The sequence below is a fragment of the Rhizobium sp. BT04 genome (assembly GCF_030053135.1).
Lineage (GTDB): Bacteria > Pseudomonadota > Alphaproteobacteria > Rhizobiales > Rhizobiaceae > Rhizobium > Rhizobium binxianense.
This window is the reverse complement of record NZ_CP125652.1, coordinates 3626591-3640581: the sequence shown is the minus strand read 5'-3', so window position 1 is coordinate 3640581 and position 13991 is coordinate 3626591. Positions and strand designations below refer to the sequence as shown.

Here is a 13991-nt window from a genome sequence, read left to right as displayed (position 1 = left end):
ACGAACGGGATGACGATGATCCGACAAGCTTTGCGCAATTCCAGCAAAACTGCCGCGCATTTTGTTGGAATTACTTCAGAGGTAACTCGTCACTTCAGGTTCGTTCCACCAGGCATCATGCCTGCCGTCGGAGTAACGGACCGGCAGTGCTGCCAGTTCCTCAGGGGTGATATCGTCGAGGCAGGCAATGTTGATCGAGACATAGGCGCCGCCGATCGCTTCGACATAACCATCGCCAAAGGCCGGCACGCCGCAAGTGCGGCAGAAGCGGTGATGACCGCTCATGGTGTTGAACTGGTAGTCTGATGTTTCCGCCGGGTCGCACATCAGCCGGAAATCCTCCGGCTTGACGTTGGCGCCCCAATAGCGCCGCTTGGCGCAGATCGAACAATTGCAGCGGCCGGTGCCTTCTTCGAGGTCCATGTCCACCTCGTAATGCACTTTGCCGCAATGGCAGCTTCCCTTGTAGGTTTTCTTCATGGGTGATCTCCTCCTTCGACGTTGCATCGGCCGATCGCGCATGACAATATGTTGTCATTATGGATGAGATACAAAATCGACAACATGTTGTCAAACAAAATCGACCGGAGCGAACGATGGAGGGGAATGCCTTTTCCGCTTTCGCGATCACGGCGCTTCGCCTTGCCGGCCATCTGACGGCGGCCGGCGACCAGCTGGCAAGACCGGCAGGACAGACCAGTGCCCGCTGGCAGGTGCTGGCCGCAGCAAGGCGCGGCGACATGTCGGTGGCGCAGATCGCCCGCGCCCTCGGTCTCGCCCGCCAGGGGGTGCAGCGGCTTACCGATGTGCTGGAAGGCGAAGGGCTGATCGCCTATGCCGACAACCCGCAACACCAACGCGCCAAGCTGGTGCGGCTAACGGCGGAGGGGGCGACTCGGCTTGACGTCATCGAGGTGGCGCAGGCCGGATGGGCGGACGGGCTCGGTGCCGCCTTTACGGCGGCCGAACTCGATGCGGCGCGGGCGGTGATGGCGCGGGTAATGGCGATGCTGGAGGGTGACGGGGCGGCTGGAGGCTGAGCGGCTTGGCCGTCTTGCGACGAAAAATCGGGAGATTCTTCAAGGTCGTGCCGCGGATGCATTTCTTGGGAAGGGCCTAGCACAAACCACCCAAAAATAAAAAAGGCCGGGCTAACCCGACCTTCCCTGCCATCTCAACGAACCGTGCCAGTACATCCGTGGTCACGATCCGGAGATGATATTCATAAGCCTTTTAAAGGCTCAGGCCGCCTGGAGGCGGTCTGCCGACATCTTGCCGGACTTGTTGTCGCGGACGAGCTCGTAAGACAGCTTCTGGCCATCCTTGAGATCGCGCATGCCAGCGCGTTCAACGGCGGAGATGTGGACGAAAACGTCGGCTGCGCCGTCGTCCGGCTGAATGAAGCCGAAGCCCTTGGTTGCGTTGAACCACTTTACGGTACCAGTGCTCATGACGATATCCTTTTCGAATCGTTCATAGAAGAATGCAGCCCGGACAAATGTCCAGGCGGCGATGAAAACCGATTTTGGAGGAAGTTCGCCAGGAACGACGCGAGCGCCGTTTCAAAGTTCATCTAGCAAGATCGATGCGTGAACGTTTAATCGGGAATTGTGTCCGTGACAAGGCGTCCGCAAGGAAAAGTCGAATTAGGGTTTGGCTGATCGAAAACGAACAATTCTTGAATGTCGTGCAGCAGCACAAGGGCAAAGGCGGCTCACGCCGCCTCCCCCACCCTCGCATAGGGATCGAACCGCCCGTAGAAGGTCTCGCCCTTGGCGGCCATGTCTTTCAAGAGCGGCGTCGGCCTGAAGTGATCTCCGTAAGCCTCCGCTAACTTTTCAGCCAGCTCCACGAAGGCCTTCGCGCCCATGCCGTCGATATAGCTCAGCGCCCCGCCGGTATAGGGCGCGAAGCCGAAGCCGAGGATCGAGCCGACATCGGCCTCGCGCGGATCGGTGACGATGCCTTCTTCCACGGTGCGGGCGGCTTCCAGCGCGATGGTGACGAGGAAGCGTTGCTTCAGGACGGTGACGTCGACCTCGTCCGCCTTTTTCTGCGGGTAGAGGGTCTTGAGGTCGGGCCAGAGCGACTTCTTCGCCGGCTTCGGCGGGTAGTCGTAAAAACCCTTGGAATTCTTGCGGCCGAAACGGCCCTCCTTTTCGACCAGGCGGGAGATGAGTTCCATATGCCTGGGGTCGATGGCTTTTTCGCCGAGATCGGCGACGGTGGCCTTGAGGATCTTCAGCGAGAGGTCGATCGCCACTTCGTCGTTGAGCGCCAGCGGTCCCACAGGCATGCCGGCCATCTTGGCGGCATTCTCGATCATCGCAGGCGGCACGCCCTCGATCAGCATGTCGTAGCTTTCCGACATATAGCGCAGCACGCAGCGATTGACGAAGAAACCGCGGGTGTCGTTGACGACGATCGGCGTCTTCTTGATGGCGGCGACATAATCGAGCGCCACGGCCAGCGCCTTGTCGCCGGTTTCGCTTCCGAGGATAACTTCGGTCAACATCATCTTTTCGACAGGCGAGAAGAAATGGATGCCGATGAAATCGGCCGGGCGTTTCGAATTCTTCGCGAGACCCGAGATCGGCAGGGTCGAGGTATTGGAGGCGAAGATCGCGCCTTCGGGCAGCACGGCTTCGACCGCCTCGATGACGGCTTTTTTCACCTCGCGATCCTCGAATACCGCCTCGATGACGAGATCTGTTTTGGCGAGGTCGGCATAATCGGCTGAGGGCGTGATGCGCGATAGCAGTGCTGCCGCCTCGTCCTGCGTAAGACGTCCCTTACCGACAGAATCCTTGACCAGGCCTTCGGAGACGGTCTTGCCCTTGGTCGCGGCTTCGATGTCGCGGTCGATCAACGTCACGGAAATGCCGGCGGCGGCGGTGACATAAGCGATCGAGGCGCCCATGAAGCCGGCGCCGACGACGCCGACATGTTTCAGCTCGGTCTTGGGGTGACCGGCCGGGCGGCGGGCGCCCTTGCCGAGCTCCTGCATGGAGATGAACAGCGAACGGATCATCGAGAAGGCTTCGCGGGTCTGCAGCACCTCGGTGAAATAGCGCTGCTCGATCTTCAGGCCGGTATCGAACGGCACCTGCAGGCCTTCATAGACACATTTCAGGATGGCAAGCGCTGCCGGATAATTGCCCGATGTTTCCCGGCGCAGGATCGCTGGCGCTGCCGGCCAGAGCTGAGCGGAGGCCGGCGTCCAGATGCCGCCGCCCGGCGCCTTGAAGCCCTTCTCATCCCAGGGGGCGACCGGCTTCAGACCATCCTTGATCATCTGCTTGGCGGCCGGGATGAGCTGATCCGGCTCGACCACCTGATGCACGAGGTTCATCGCCTTGGCGCGGGAGCCGGTCAGCGACTGGCCGGTCGTCATCATCTGCAGGGCATCCTGGGCGTTGGCCAGCCGCGGCACACGCTGCGTGCCGCCGGCGCCGGGGAAGATGCCGACCTTGACTTCGGGCAGCGCGATCTTGACGCTCTTGGCATTGGAGGCAACGCGGCCGTGGCAGGCGAGCGACAGTTCGAAGGCACCGCCCATGCAGGTGCCGTTGATGGCGGACACCCAGGGCTTGCCCGACGTTTCAAGCTTGCGGAACAGGCCGCTCATACGGCCGACCAGACCGAAGAGGGTCTGCACGGCCGTCTCTGGGCTTTTTACTTTCTCCTCCTGATAGGAGCTGAACATCGACTTGATCATCGACAGGTCGGCGCCGCCGGAGAAGGAGGACTTGCCCGAGGTGAAGACGACACCCTTGACGGCGGCATCGGCGGTCGTGGCGTCGATGATGGCGTCGAGTTCGGCCATCACCTCCGCGGTGAAGACGTTCATCGATTTGCCGGGCATGTCCCAGGTGACAAGAGTGATGCCGTCGGCGTCGGTTTCGAGCGTGAAATTGGTGTAGGTCATTGGGTTTCCTCCCCGATCAGGCCGGCAAATGGCTGCGCTGCGCGTCTAAGGTCTTCGTCTTTTCGGTGACGACGTCGCCGGTATGCTTGGTCTGCGATGGTTCGAATAGCACGATCCAGCATTCCTCCGGCGCAACCGGATTATGCTCGACACCTCTCGGGACGACATGAAAATCACCGGCGCTCAGATGCACATGCGGGCGGTCGCGATATTCGATGGTAAGCGCTCCCTTCCAGATGAGGAAAAGCTCGTCTTCATCGCGGTGAGAATGCCAGGCGAGCTGGCCCTGAACCTTGGCGAGCTTGACGCTCTGGCCGTTGAGATCGGCTATGACGCGGGGCGACCAGTGCTCGCTGACCTCGGCATATTCGGATTCGATGGTGCCGGTGTTGAAGCCCATCGTCAGACCCTTTCGATAACCGTTGCCGTGCCCATGCCGGCGCCGATGCAGAGCGTCACCAGTGCGGTGTTGAGGTCGCGGCGTTCAAGCTCGTCCAGCACCGTGCCGAGGATCATCGCGCCGGTGGCGCCGAGCGGATGGCCCATGGCGATGGCGCCGCCATTGACGTTGATCCTGTCGTGATCGATCTCGAAAGCCTGCATGTAGCGCAGCACCACGGCGGCGAAGGCTTCGTTCAGTTCGAAGAGGTCGATGTCGGCAAGGCGCATGCCTGTCCGCTTCAACAGCTTCTCGGTGACGTCGACAGGTCCGGTCAACATCAGCGCCGGATCTGAGCCGATATTGGCGAAAGCCTTGATGCGGGCACGCGGCTTCAGCCCCATGCTCTGACCGCCGGCCCTGGAGCCGAGCAGGACGACGCCGGCGCCATCGACGATGCCGGAGGAATTGCCGGCATGATGGACATAGTTGATGCGCTCGATCTCCGGATGGGCCTGGATGCCGACGGCCTCGAAGCCACCCATCTCGCCGGGCATCTGGAAGGACGGATTGAGGGAGGCGAGCGCCTGCATGTCGGTGCCGGGACGCATATGCTCGTCCTTATCAAGGATCGTCAGGCCGTTCTGATCCTTGACCGGGACGACCGACTTGTCGAACCAGCCGTTTTCCCAGGCATGGGCGGCGCGCTTCTGGCTTTCGACGGCGTAAGCGTCGACATCGGTCCTGTTGAAACCGTATTTGGTGGCGATGAGATCGGCCGAGACGCCCTGCGGCATGAAATAGGCCGGAAAATTCACCGAAGGATCCATGAACCAGGCGCCGCCGGACATGCCGAGGCCGACGCGCGACATGCTTTCGACGCCGCCTGCGATGACGATGTCGTCGGCGCCCTGGGCGATCTTGCCGGCGCCGAAATTGACGGCATCGAGGCCGGAGGCGCAGAAGCGGGAGATCTGCATGCCGGGCGCCCTGGTGGAGTAACCGGCTTCGAAGGCGGCCGCCTTGGGGATGACGGCGCCGGCATCCATGACCGGATCGACGCAGCCCATGATGATGTCGTCGACGGTGTTGGTGTCGAGCCCGTTGCGGTCGCGGATCGCTTCCAGCGTCTTGGCCGCGAGGCGGACGGAAGGCACCTCATGCAGGGCGCCGTCCTTCTTGCCGCGGCCGCGCGGCGTGCGAACGTGATCGTAAATGAAAACCTCGGTCATTTCCTCGTCTCCCTGGCGGCAATCTATCCTGCCTCAAATCCTGGAAGGAGGGGAAAAGACCCCTCCCCAACCCTCCCCACAAGGGGGAGGGAGAACCGGCTCAAAACGCGTCGGCGGCCAATTCCATCATCGTGTCGGCGCCGGCCTCGATGCGGGCCTTGCGCAGCGTGGTTTCCGGCATGATCCGCTCCATGAAGAATTTCGCCGTGATCAGCTTGTTCTTCAGGAAATCCTCGCGGGCGGCATCGCCCGATGCAAGGCCATCCTCGGCGGCTTTTGCCATCTTTGCCCACATATAGCCGAGAACGACGAGGCCGAAGAGGTGCATGTAGTCGGTCGAGCCGGCGCCGGCATTGTCGGGCTTGGCCATGGCGTTCTGCATGAACCACATGGTCGCGGCCTGGACGTCGTTCAAGCCCTTCTTCAGATGCTTGGTGAAGAAGGAGAGCTTTTCGTTGCCGCGGTTCTCCTCGCAGAAATCGCCGATCTCCTTGAAGAGGGCCATGGCGGCGCGGCCGCCGTTCAAGGCGAGCTTGCGGCCGACGAGATCGAGCGCCTGAATGCCGTTGGCGCCTTCATAGATCATGGCGATGCGGGCATCGCGCACATACTGGCTCATGCCGTGTTCTTCGATATAGCCGTGGCCGCCGAAGACCTGCTGGGCCATGACGGCATGATCGAAGCCCTTGTCGGTCATCACGCCCTTGAGGATCGGGGTGACGAGGCCGAGAATATCGTCGGCCGGCTGGCGCTCCTTCTCGTCGGTGGAACGGTGGGCGATATCGGACTTCAGCGCCGTCCAGAGCAGGAAGGCGCGGCCGGCCTCGTTGAAAGCGCGGATGGTCATCAGCGTGCGGCGAATATCCGGATGGACGATGATCGGATCGGCCTTCTTGTCAGGCGCCTTGGGGCCGGAGAGCGAGCGGCCCTGGATGCGGTCGCGGGCATAGCTGGCGGCATTCTGATAGGCGATCTCGGAAATGGCGATACCCTGCAGGCCGACCATCAGTCGCGCCTCGTTCATCATCACGAACATGGCGTTGAGGCCGCGGTTTTCGGCGCCGATCAGGAAGCCGGTCGCCTCGTCGTAATTCATCACGCAGGTGGCGTTGGCGTGGATGCCCATCTTGTGCTCGATCGCGCCGCAGGAGACGGCGTTGCGGGGGCCGAGCGCGCCGTCCTTGCCGACGAGGAATTTCGGAACGATGAAGAGCGAAATGCCCTTGGTGCCCTCGGGCGCGCCTTCGATGCGGGCGAGCACCAGATGAACGATATTGTCGGCCAGATCGTGCTCGCCGGCGGAGATGAAGATCTTCTGGCCCGATATTCTGTAGCTGCCGTCCGCCTGCAGCACCGCCTTGGTGCGCAGCATGCCGAGATCGGTGCCGCAATGCGGCTCGGTCAGGTTCATGGTTCCGGACCAGGCGCCGTCGACCATCTTCGGCAGATAGGTGCTCTTCTGCTCATCGGAGCCATGGACGAGGATCGCGGCGATCGCGCCCTGCGTCAGGCCGGGATACATCATCAGCGACATGTTGGCGGCAGAGGTATATTCGCCGACGGCAGTATGCAGCGTATAGGGAAGCCCCTGCCCGCCGAATTCCTCCGACACCGCAAGGCCGATCCAGCCGCCTTCGCGATAGGCCTTATAGGCTTCCTTGAAGCCCTTCGGGGTCGAGACGCTGGCATCGTCGTGGCGCGCGCAGCCTTCCTGATCGCCGGAATAATTCAGCGGGAAGAGCGCTTCCTCGGCAACCCTGGCCGCCTCGCCGAGGATCGCTTCGATCAGATCAGGCGTCGCATCGGCAAAACCGGGAAGATTGTTGTAGCGTTCGAGGCCCAGCACGTCGTTCAGGACGAAGAGCGTATCGTTCACCGGGGCCTTGTAGACTGGCATCTCTCGAATTCCTCCCATTCGGTTGACCGGATCGCGCCGGCCTCGGGCACTGTCTTACAAAATATTGACGTTTGCGTAAACGTCAAAATCTGCAGCCCGACCCGCTTTTTGCGAAAAAATTTCAACCGGCGACGGTGATAAAGCACCCGAAAGGCACGAGATGTCATCTCCCCTTCCTTGTCCATCTGGGAATGGCGTATAAGCGCAAGCGTCGTTCAACCCGCAATTCGGGAATGCCAAAGGAGGATCGCCGGGGATGATCAGTTTCGAGGCGATAAGGCAGCGTGCGGAGCAACGGAAAGGCGGAGCGGCAGCACTTCAGGCTCTGCTGGAGAAACACCGGCCGGATCACGACCGGCTGCGCGCCATATCAGACGATCGCATTCTCGCGGATATGACCCGGCGCATCTTCTATAGCGGCTTCGTCCAGAAGGTGATCGATGCGAAGTGGCCGGGTTTCGAGGCGGCCTTTGCCGGTTTCGATCCAGCGGCGCTGAATATCGCGCCGGACGATTATTGGCACGCTCTGATGTCGGACGAACGGATTATCCGCAACGGCGCCAAAATCATGTCGGTTCGCGCCAATGCCGCCTTCATCCGGGAGTTGGCAAGGGAACATGGCAGCGCCGGCGCCTTCTTCGCCGACTGGCCGCGGGAAGACCAGATCGGCCTTCTCGAGCTGTTGAGCAAACGCGGCAGCCGGCTCGGCGGCATGACCGGGCAATATTTCCTGCGCGGCATCGGCCGCGACAGCTTCGTCGCCACGATGGATGTGCTCGCCTGCCTCAGATCGGCCGGCGTGCCGCTCTCCTCCTCCGGCACGGCGAAGAAGGACCAGAAGCTGATCCAAGAGGCTTTCAACCACTGGGCCGACGAGACCGGCCTTTCCTTCATCCATCTGTCGCGCATCAGCGCCTATTCGATCGATGCGGCGCAACCGCACTGAAATTCGTCCGGGGCGGTAGCGCGAACCGTGCAGACTTCCTACGTCTGTGCGACGATCCATCGAGGACAAGACATGACCGACTTTCCCTATGGCAGCGCACTGATCGTCGGCGCCGGTTCCGGCATCAGCGCATCGCTCGCCCGGCACTTGTCGGCGCTCGGCGTCAAGGTCGGGCTCGCCGCCCGCAATATCGAAAAGCTGCAGGCGCTCTCCGACGAAACCGGCGCCAGCGTCTTTCGCGCCGACGTCTCGCAGCCGGCAAGCGTCGCGGCGCTGTTCGAAGAGGCGGGCTCTGCCATCGGCGGGCCTGAAGTGGTGATCTTCAACGCCGGCGCCCGCGTGCGCGGCCCGCTCGCCGAACTCGATCCCGCCGAAGTGGAAAAGGCGATCGCGACCACCGCCTACGGCGGCTTTCTGGTGGCGCAGCAGGCGGCGCAGCGCATGATCCCGCGCGGCCACGGCGCCATCCTCTTCACCGGCGCGTCGGCAAGCGTCAAGGGCTTTGCGCAATCGGCGCCCTTCGCAATGGGCAAATTCGCGCTGCGCGGCCTTGCCCAGAGTGCGGCGCGCGAACTCGGGCCGATGGGCATCCATGTCGCCCATTTCGTCATCGACGGCGGGGTGCGCTCGCAGACCCGGCCCGACCGGGCGGAGAAGCCGGATGGCACGCTGCTGCCGGATGCCATCGCCCAGACCTATATCGACGTGCTGCGCCAGCACCGCAGCGCATGGTCGCTGGAGGTGGAAGTCCGGCCGTGGACGGAGAGCTTCTGAGCTCCACCGCAGGCTGACAAAGCAACTTTCGCAGCGGGTCCATACAGGCTAGATTTGCCGTCAACGCTCTGCCGGGAGGAAACCGATGCCGCGTCTGGACCATGTCACGATCGAAACCCGCGATGCGCCTAGAATGATCGGTTTCTTCGAAACCTTGCTCGGCGTCAAGGAAGGTTATCGCCCACCCTTCGCCTCGCCGGGCCACTGGCTCTATCTCGACGAACGCCCGGTTATCCATCTCAGCCTGACATCGCGCAGCACCGATTTTCCGGCCGGCATCTTCAACCATGTCGCCTTCAGCCTTTACGAATTTGGTCCGGCGCTGGAGCGCATCAAGGCGACCGGCTACCGCTACGAATATTACGATATTCCCGACACCGATCTCGGCCAGGTCTTCGTTTACGGCCCCGAAGGCGTGAAGATCGAGCTGCAATATCCCAGGCCGGCCTGAGGCGCCCGCGGCCGTCCGATGTGACGAATTCAGCGGCAATTGCCGCTAAAAATGGCCTTTCGAACACAAACGTTAAAAAATTCTCATCGAGATTAACGGCTTGTTTACCACGTTTCGTGAAAGGTGCGGATTGAGCAGTAGTGATCCGCATTCCTTTTCCTAGTCTCGCGTTTCTAAGGATGCCGCTACATCGTTCAGCTTGAGGAAAGTCTAATTGACTATCTTCTTGTGAATGGTGCGCTCCGGTCCGCGGCAAAGCCGTGGGCAGCAGACGAAAAAGCCAAGGATCGAGCTCTGACGAGAGGTCGAGCAGTCGAAGCGAGCAAGAAGATGAACGGATCGCGATCAAATCCTTCCCGGCAGTCCGACAGGACCTCGCTCGATGCGCTGAACCGCACGATCGAAGGGCTGGAGGCACGCATCGAAGGGCTGATGGGCAGCGGGCGCGAACAGCGGCCGCGCACGGCAACGACCGAGCGCGATGCCTATGCCGGCGCCAACGCCCCGCGCCCCGCACGGGCGCCGCTCGAGCCGCGGCCGGATCCGCTCGCTGAAATCCGCCAGCGCCAGCGCGCCCTCGAAGCGGGCCGCGATCGGCCGTACGGACGCGAGCCTGCCCCGCTCTCACGCGAACCGGCGCCGCGCGCCGCCGCGCCGCTGCCGACACCCGCCTTCCGGGCCGGCGACGACACGATGACGGAGATCGCCCAGGCGCTCGTCAATCTGCGCCAGGACCTGAAGCGCGACATTTCCGAAGGCGTCACCCGCGAGATGAACGCGCTGCGCGCCGAACTGCGCGAGATCAAGACAAGCGCCGGAGACGGCCGTTTCGCCGACGAGATCCGCGCCGACATGGGCCGCCTTGCCCAGAGCATCACCCAGCTGACCGGCCGCTCCGCCGGCCCGGAGGCCGCCGGCCTGCGTGAGGATTTCGAAGATCTGCGCTCGCTGATGGACGGGCTGGCGCGCGAGGATTCGCTGCGCCACATGGAAAACCGCTGGGACGGCTTCGAGAGCCGGCTTGCGGCGCTCGATACCGAGGGACTGCAGGAAGAGCTGGTTTCGCTCGCCTACCGGCTGGATGACATCAAGCGCCATATCGGCGGCATGGGCGAAAGCCCGGCCGTCCGTGCGCTGGAAGACAAGCTGATTGCCATCGCCACGGCGATGGAGCAGTTCGGCAACATGATCCAGCCGCATGACCGGGTCATGTCCGAACAGTTCGCCGCCATGGACACGCGGCTCGACGAGATCAGCCGGGCGATCGCAGCCAGCGGACGCGCCGCCGCCACCAACGACCCGGCGCTGATGCAGCGGCTGGAAAGCCGGCTTTCGGCGCTCGCCGACCTGATGAGCCATGATGCGGCGAACCGCGTGAACCCCGCCGACGAGCTGGCGATGCGGCTGGAGGCGTTGACGACGCGCGTCGAGGAGCTGAGCAAGACGGAAGCGACGTCACGGCTCGACGAACGGCTGGAACAGCTTTCCTATCTTCTGGAGCGCACGCAGAAGGCAGCCCCCCAGCCCGACCTCACCGGCCCGCTGTCCGATATTTCCCGCAAGATCGACGCGCTCGAGAACGGCGCCGTCAACGATGTGCTGGCACAGCGGCTCGATTATCTCGCGCGGCGCATCGACGAGATGGCCTATCAGCAGCCGGCGCCGGCCGCAGCGATCGACGACGGCGCCTTCGAGCGTCTCGAAGGGCGGCTGAGCGACATTGCCGCCCGGCTGGAAGAGAGCACGGCGGCAGCGCCGACCGATTCGCGGGCGCTGAAGAACCTCGAAGACCAGATCGCCAATCTTTCGGCGCTGATGAGCGAGCCGCGCGAAAGCGCTGCGATACCGGCCGATTTCGACCGGCGCATGGGCGCGATCGAAGACTATATGGCGACCAGCGACGAATATATCATCGAGGCGGCGCGCCAGGCGGCGGAAGCGGTGGTCGAAGCCTATGCGCGCAATGGCAACGCGCAGGGTGGCGTGCCCGCTGCCGACATGTCGGCGCTGACGGCGCTGGCCGAGGATCTGCGCCACCTCGAAGATATCAGCCGCGACAGTGAGGAACGCACGCACAAGACGTTCAAGGCGCTGCACGAGACGCTGGTGCATATCGCCGACCGCCTCGACGGCATGGAAGAGCGCGGCCGGCCGGTCGCCCAAATGCCGGTCGCGGACGTCGATTTTGATGTCGATCCCTATGCGCTGATGGTAGCCGAAGCGGAGATGGCCCGGCCGCCGGCCGCTGCCCCCGCGCCGAAGGCTTCACCTGTGATCCGCACCGCCGAGGTCGCAGCCGAACCTGCCGCCCCGGCCCAAGCCACCGCCATGAGCGGAACGAGCGCGATCGCCATCGAAGCCGCGAGCAGGACGCCGGAAACTGCGACATCGGCACCGGCAAAGGTCGGCCTGCTCGCCAGCCTCGGCAAGCGGCTGCTGCCCGGGAAAAAAGCCGAGACCCGCGCAACCGAACGCCCGGTGATCGACCCCGCACCCTCGATCGATCCGACCGACGTGGTGCCGACGGATGCGGCAAACGAGCTGCTTGAACCGGGTTCCGGCACCCCCGACGTGAAGAAAATCCTCGAGCGAGTCCGCGCCAGCCAGAGTGCTGCACGCGGCAAACCCGCCACTGAGACCGATCGCGCCGATTATATTGCTGCTGCCCGCCGTGCGGCGCAGGCCGCCGCGATGGAGGTCGACGCCAACCCAAAACAGACAGCCGTCAAATCAGAAAAGAAGGGTGCCGCTGCCGACAAGGCCGGCAAGACGTCCGACAAGGCTTCCGACAAGACTGGCAAGACCAGCGCCTTTTCGCGCTACCGGCGGCCGATCCTGCTGGCGGTCGGCGCCGTGCTGCTTGCCATCATGGCCTTTCCGCTCGCCCGGACGCTGACGAGCGGCGAGCGCGCACCGCAGGCACCGGCGGAAGTTTCGGCGCTGACCGGGGCGGCGGAAAACCCGTCACCGGCCGTGCCGGAAGTAACACCCGCCCAGCCGGACACCGCCGCTCTCGGGACCACCGCTCCGGCAGCGGAGGCTACCCCTCCCCTCTCGGAGCAGGCGCAGCCGGAAGCTGCCCCGCCGGTTGTCGGCGAGCATCTGACCGACGCAGCGCCGCTCGACGGCGAAGGGGCTGCGACATTTGCTCCCTCGGCTCCATCAGGCGCAGCCCCGGAGACATCGGGCTTCGTTCCCGCGCCGGCAGCATCCGCACCGCAGGCCGCAATCACCATTCCCGACACGGTCCAGCCGAAATCGCTGGCCGACGCGGCAAGCACCGGCGATGCGCTGGCGCTGTTTGAGATCGGCGCGCGGTATTCTGACGGCCGCAACGGCATGACGGTCGATCAGAAGCAGGCGGCAAGCTGGTACCAGCTTTCGGCCGACAAGGGTTTTGCGCCCGCAGAATACCGGCTCGGCAGCATGTACGAGAAGGGCAACGGCGTCGAACGCGACATCGCCAAGGCGAAGGGCTTCTACGAACAGGCGGCCAACCAAGGCAATGCCAGCGCCATGCACAATCTGGCCGTGCTCTACGCCTCCGGCGCGCTCGGCCAGCAGGATTATGCGACGGCGGCCTCGTGGTTCACCAAGGCTGCCAACCTCGGCATCACCGACAGCCAGTTCAACCTGGCGATCCTCTGCGCCCGGGGCAACGGAGTGCCGGCGGATCTCGAAGAATCCTACAAATGGTTTGCGATCGCCGCCAAGGCCGGCGACAAGGATGCGAGCCAGAAGCGCGACGAAGTGGCCAATGCCATGAAGCCCGACCAGCTCGAACGGGCCCGCGCCAAGGCCGATCTGTGGAAGCCGGAGCCGCTCGACCACCGCACCAACGCCATCGACATTCCCGACGAATGGGCGGGAACCGGCCCGAAGACGGCGAGCGTCGACATGAAGAAGGCGATCCGCAACATCCAGGCGATCCTCAACAATAACGGCTTCGACGCCGGCGCGCCGGACGGCGAAATGGGCGCGAAGACCGTGACCGCGATCAAGAGCTTTCAGAAGTCGATCGGCCAGGAGCCGGACGGCAAGGTGACCGACGCGACTGTCAAGGCGCTGCTCGAGCGCAACAAGCAGGGCAGCAAAGCGATCTGAGCCACGGCCTCTCGACTCCCTCTTCTCCCCCCGGGGAGAAGAGAACATGCCGCCCCCCTCTCCGTTCCCCTCCTACCTCTCGCAAGGCTTGACCCCGATAGTTTAGGGGAGAGGCAGCTATAGGCGCGGTCCTGGCGGCACTATGCCGCAAGGGTCTTTCCAATTTTTCCGCCGCCTGTCACAAAACCGGAAAAAAGCCGGATTATGCCCGGACATATCGATCCGCGCATCGGCGAATCCTCTGCCACCGATCTCTCCGTCATTCAGGGCCGATCGAAAG

The 13991-nt window shown here is 63.3% G+C and carries 11 protein-coding genes; 5 read left to right on the top strand and 6 right to left on the bottom strand.

Features of this window, described 5'->3' with window-relative positions:
* Nucleotides 1-75 precede the first annotated feature (75 nt).
* Entirely contained in the window at nucleotides 76-480 is a 405-nt protein-coding gene (locus QMO82_RS26000) for a GFA family protein (RefSeq protein WP_183605618.1), read from the bottom strand.
* A 116-nt stretch (nucleotides 481-596) separates the two neighbouring features.
* Here QMO82_RS26000 and QMO82_RS25995 point away from each other — a divergent pair, with 116 nt between their 5' ends.
* On the top strand, nucleotides 597-1040 hold the full coding sequence (locus QMO82_RS25995) for a MarR family winged helix-turn-helix transcriptional regulator (RefSeq protein ID WP_246718165.1): 444 nt from the start codon (nucleotides 597-599) through the stop codon (nucleotides 1038-1040).
* Between the two features lie 201 nt (nucleotides 1041-1241).
* Here the strand turns inward: QMO82_RS25995 and QMO82_RS25990 are convergent, their stop codons facing one another.
* The 5 genes from QMO82_RS25990 to QMO82_RS25970 form a co-directional block, all read right to left on the bottom strand.
* A complete protein-coding gene (locus tag QMO82_RS25990) occupies nucleotides 1242-1451 on the bottom strand; it encodes a cold-shock protein (RefSeq protein WP_003545273.1) in 210 nt (69 codons plus the stop codon).
* A gap of 263 nt (nucleotides 1452-1714) precedes the next feature.
* Nucleotides 1715-3928 carry an FAD-dependent oxidoreductase gene (locus tag QMO82_RS25985; protein ID WP_183605616.1) on the bottom strand — a complete coding sequence of 738 codons (2214 nt, stop codon included), beginning with the start codon at nucleotides 3926-3928 and terminating at the stop codon, nucleotides 1715-1717.
* A 16-nt stretch (nucleotides 3929-3944) separates the two neighbouring features.
* On the bottom strand, nucleotides 3945-4328 hold the full coding sequence (locus QMO82_RS25980) for a cupin domain-containing protein (RefSeq protein WP_183605615.1): 384 nt from the start codon (nucleotides 4326-4328) through the stop codon (nucleotides 3945-3947).
* Between the two features lie 2 nt (nucleotides 4329-4330).
* The gene (locus QMO82_RS25975; protein WP_183605614.1) at nucleotides 4331-5539 is read right to left on the bottom strand and encodes an acetyl-CoA C-acetyltransferase; all 1209 of its coding nucleotides are present in this window, start codon (nucleotides 5537-5539) and stop codon (nucleotides 4331-4333) included.
* 100 nt (nucleotides 5540-5639) lie between these two features.
* The gene (locus QMO82_RS25970; RefSeq protein WP_183605613.1) at nucleotides 5640-7436 is read right to left on the bottom strand and encodes an acyl-CoA dehydrogenase C-terminal domain-containing protein; all 1797 of its coding nucleotides are present in this window, start codon (nucleotides 7434-7436) and stop codon (nucleotides 5640-5642) included.
* 256 nt (nucleotides 7437-7692) lie between these two features.
* On the opposite strand from QMO82_RS25970, the gene QMO82_RS25965 reads away from it, so the two are divergent.
* From QMO82_RS25965 to QMO82_RS25950, 4 genes are all read left to right on the top strand, one after another.
* Complete coding sequence (locus QMO82_RS25965) at nucleotides 7693-8382, top strand: DNA-3-methyladenine glycosylase I (protein WP_183605612.1); 690 nt, start codon at nucleotides 7693-7695, stop codon at nucleotides 8380-8382.
* Between the two features lie 72 nt (nucleotides 8383-8454).
* Nucleotides 8455-9156 (top strand): SDR family NAD(P)-dependent oxidoreductase, encoded by a 702-nt coding sequence (locus QMO82_RS25960; RefSeq protein WP_183605611.1) that lies wholly within the window; start codon nucleotides 8455-8457, stop codon nucleotides 9154-9156.
* Between the two features lie 85 nt (nucleotides 9157-9241).
* Nucleotides 9242-9607, top strand: a complete 366-nt coding sequence (locus QMO82_RS25955; RefSeq protein WP_183605610.1) for a VOC family protein — start codon at nucleotides 9242-9244, stop codon at nucleotides 9605-9607.
* Between the two features lie 330 nt (nucleotides 9608-9937).
* Nucleotides 9938-13711 (top strand): SEL1-like repeat protein, encoded by a 3774-nt coding sequence (locus QMO82_RS25950; protein WP_183605609.1) that lies wholly within the window; start codon nucleotides 9938-9940, stop codon nucleotides 13709-13711.
* The last annotated feature ends 280 nt before the right edge of the window (nucleotides 13712-13991 follow it).

Coding starts and splice junctions, on each gene's coding strand:
- QMO82_RS25965 (WP_183605612.1), top strand. CDS start 7,693: ATGATCAGTTTCGAGGCGATAAGGCAGCGTGCGGAGCAACGGAAAGGC.
- QMO82_RS25960 (WP_183605611.1), top strand. CDS start 8,455: ATGACCGACTTTCCCTATGGCAGCGCACTGATCGTCGGCGCCGGTTCC.
- QMO82_RS25980 (WP_183605615.1), bottom strand. CDS start 4,328: ATGGGCTTCAACACCGGCACCATCGAATCCGAATATGCCGAGGTCAGC.
- QMO82_RS25975 (WP_183605614.1), bottom strand. CDS start 5,539: ATGACCGAGGTTTTCATTTACGATCACGTTCGCACGCCGCGCGGCCGC.
- QMO82_RS25955 (WP_183605610.1), top strand. CDS start 9,242: ATGCCGCGTCTGGACCATGTCACGATCGAAACCCGCGATGCGCCTAGA.
- QMO82_RS25950 (WP_183605609.1), top strand. CDS start 9,938: ATGAACGGATCGCGATCAAATCCTTCCCGGCAGTCCGACAGGACCTCG.
- QMO82_RS26000 (WP_183605618.1), bottom strand. CDS start 480: ATGAAGAAAACCTACAAGGGAAGCTGCCATTGCGGCAAAGTGCATTAC.
- QMO82_RS25970 (WP_183605613.1), bottom strand. CDS start 7,436: ATGCCAGTCTACAAGGCCCCGGTGAACGATACGCTCTTCGTCCTGAAC.
- QMO82_RS25990 (WP_003545273.1), bottom strand. CDS start 1,451: ATGAGCACTGGTACCGTAAAGTGGTTCAACGCAACCAAGGGCTTCGGC.
- QMO82_RS25995 (WP_246718165.1), top strand. CDS start 597: ATGGAGGGGAATGCCTTTTCCGCTTTCGCGATCACGGCGCTTCGCCTT.
- QMO82_RS25985 (WP_183605616.1), bottom strand. CDS start 3,928: ATGACCTACACCAATTTCACGCTCGAAACCGACGCCGACGGCATCACT.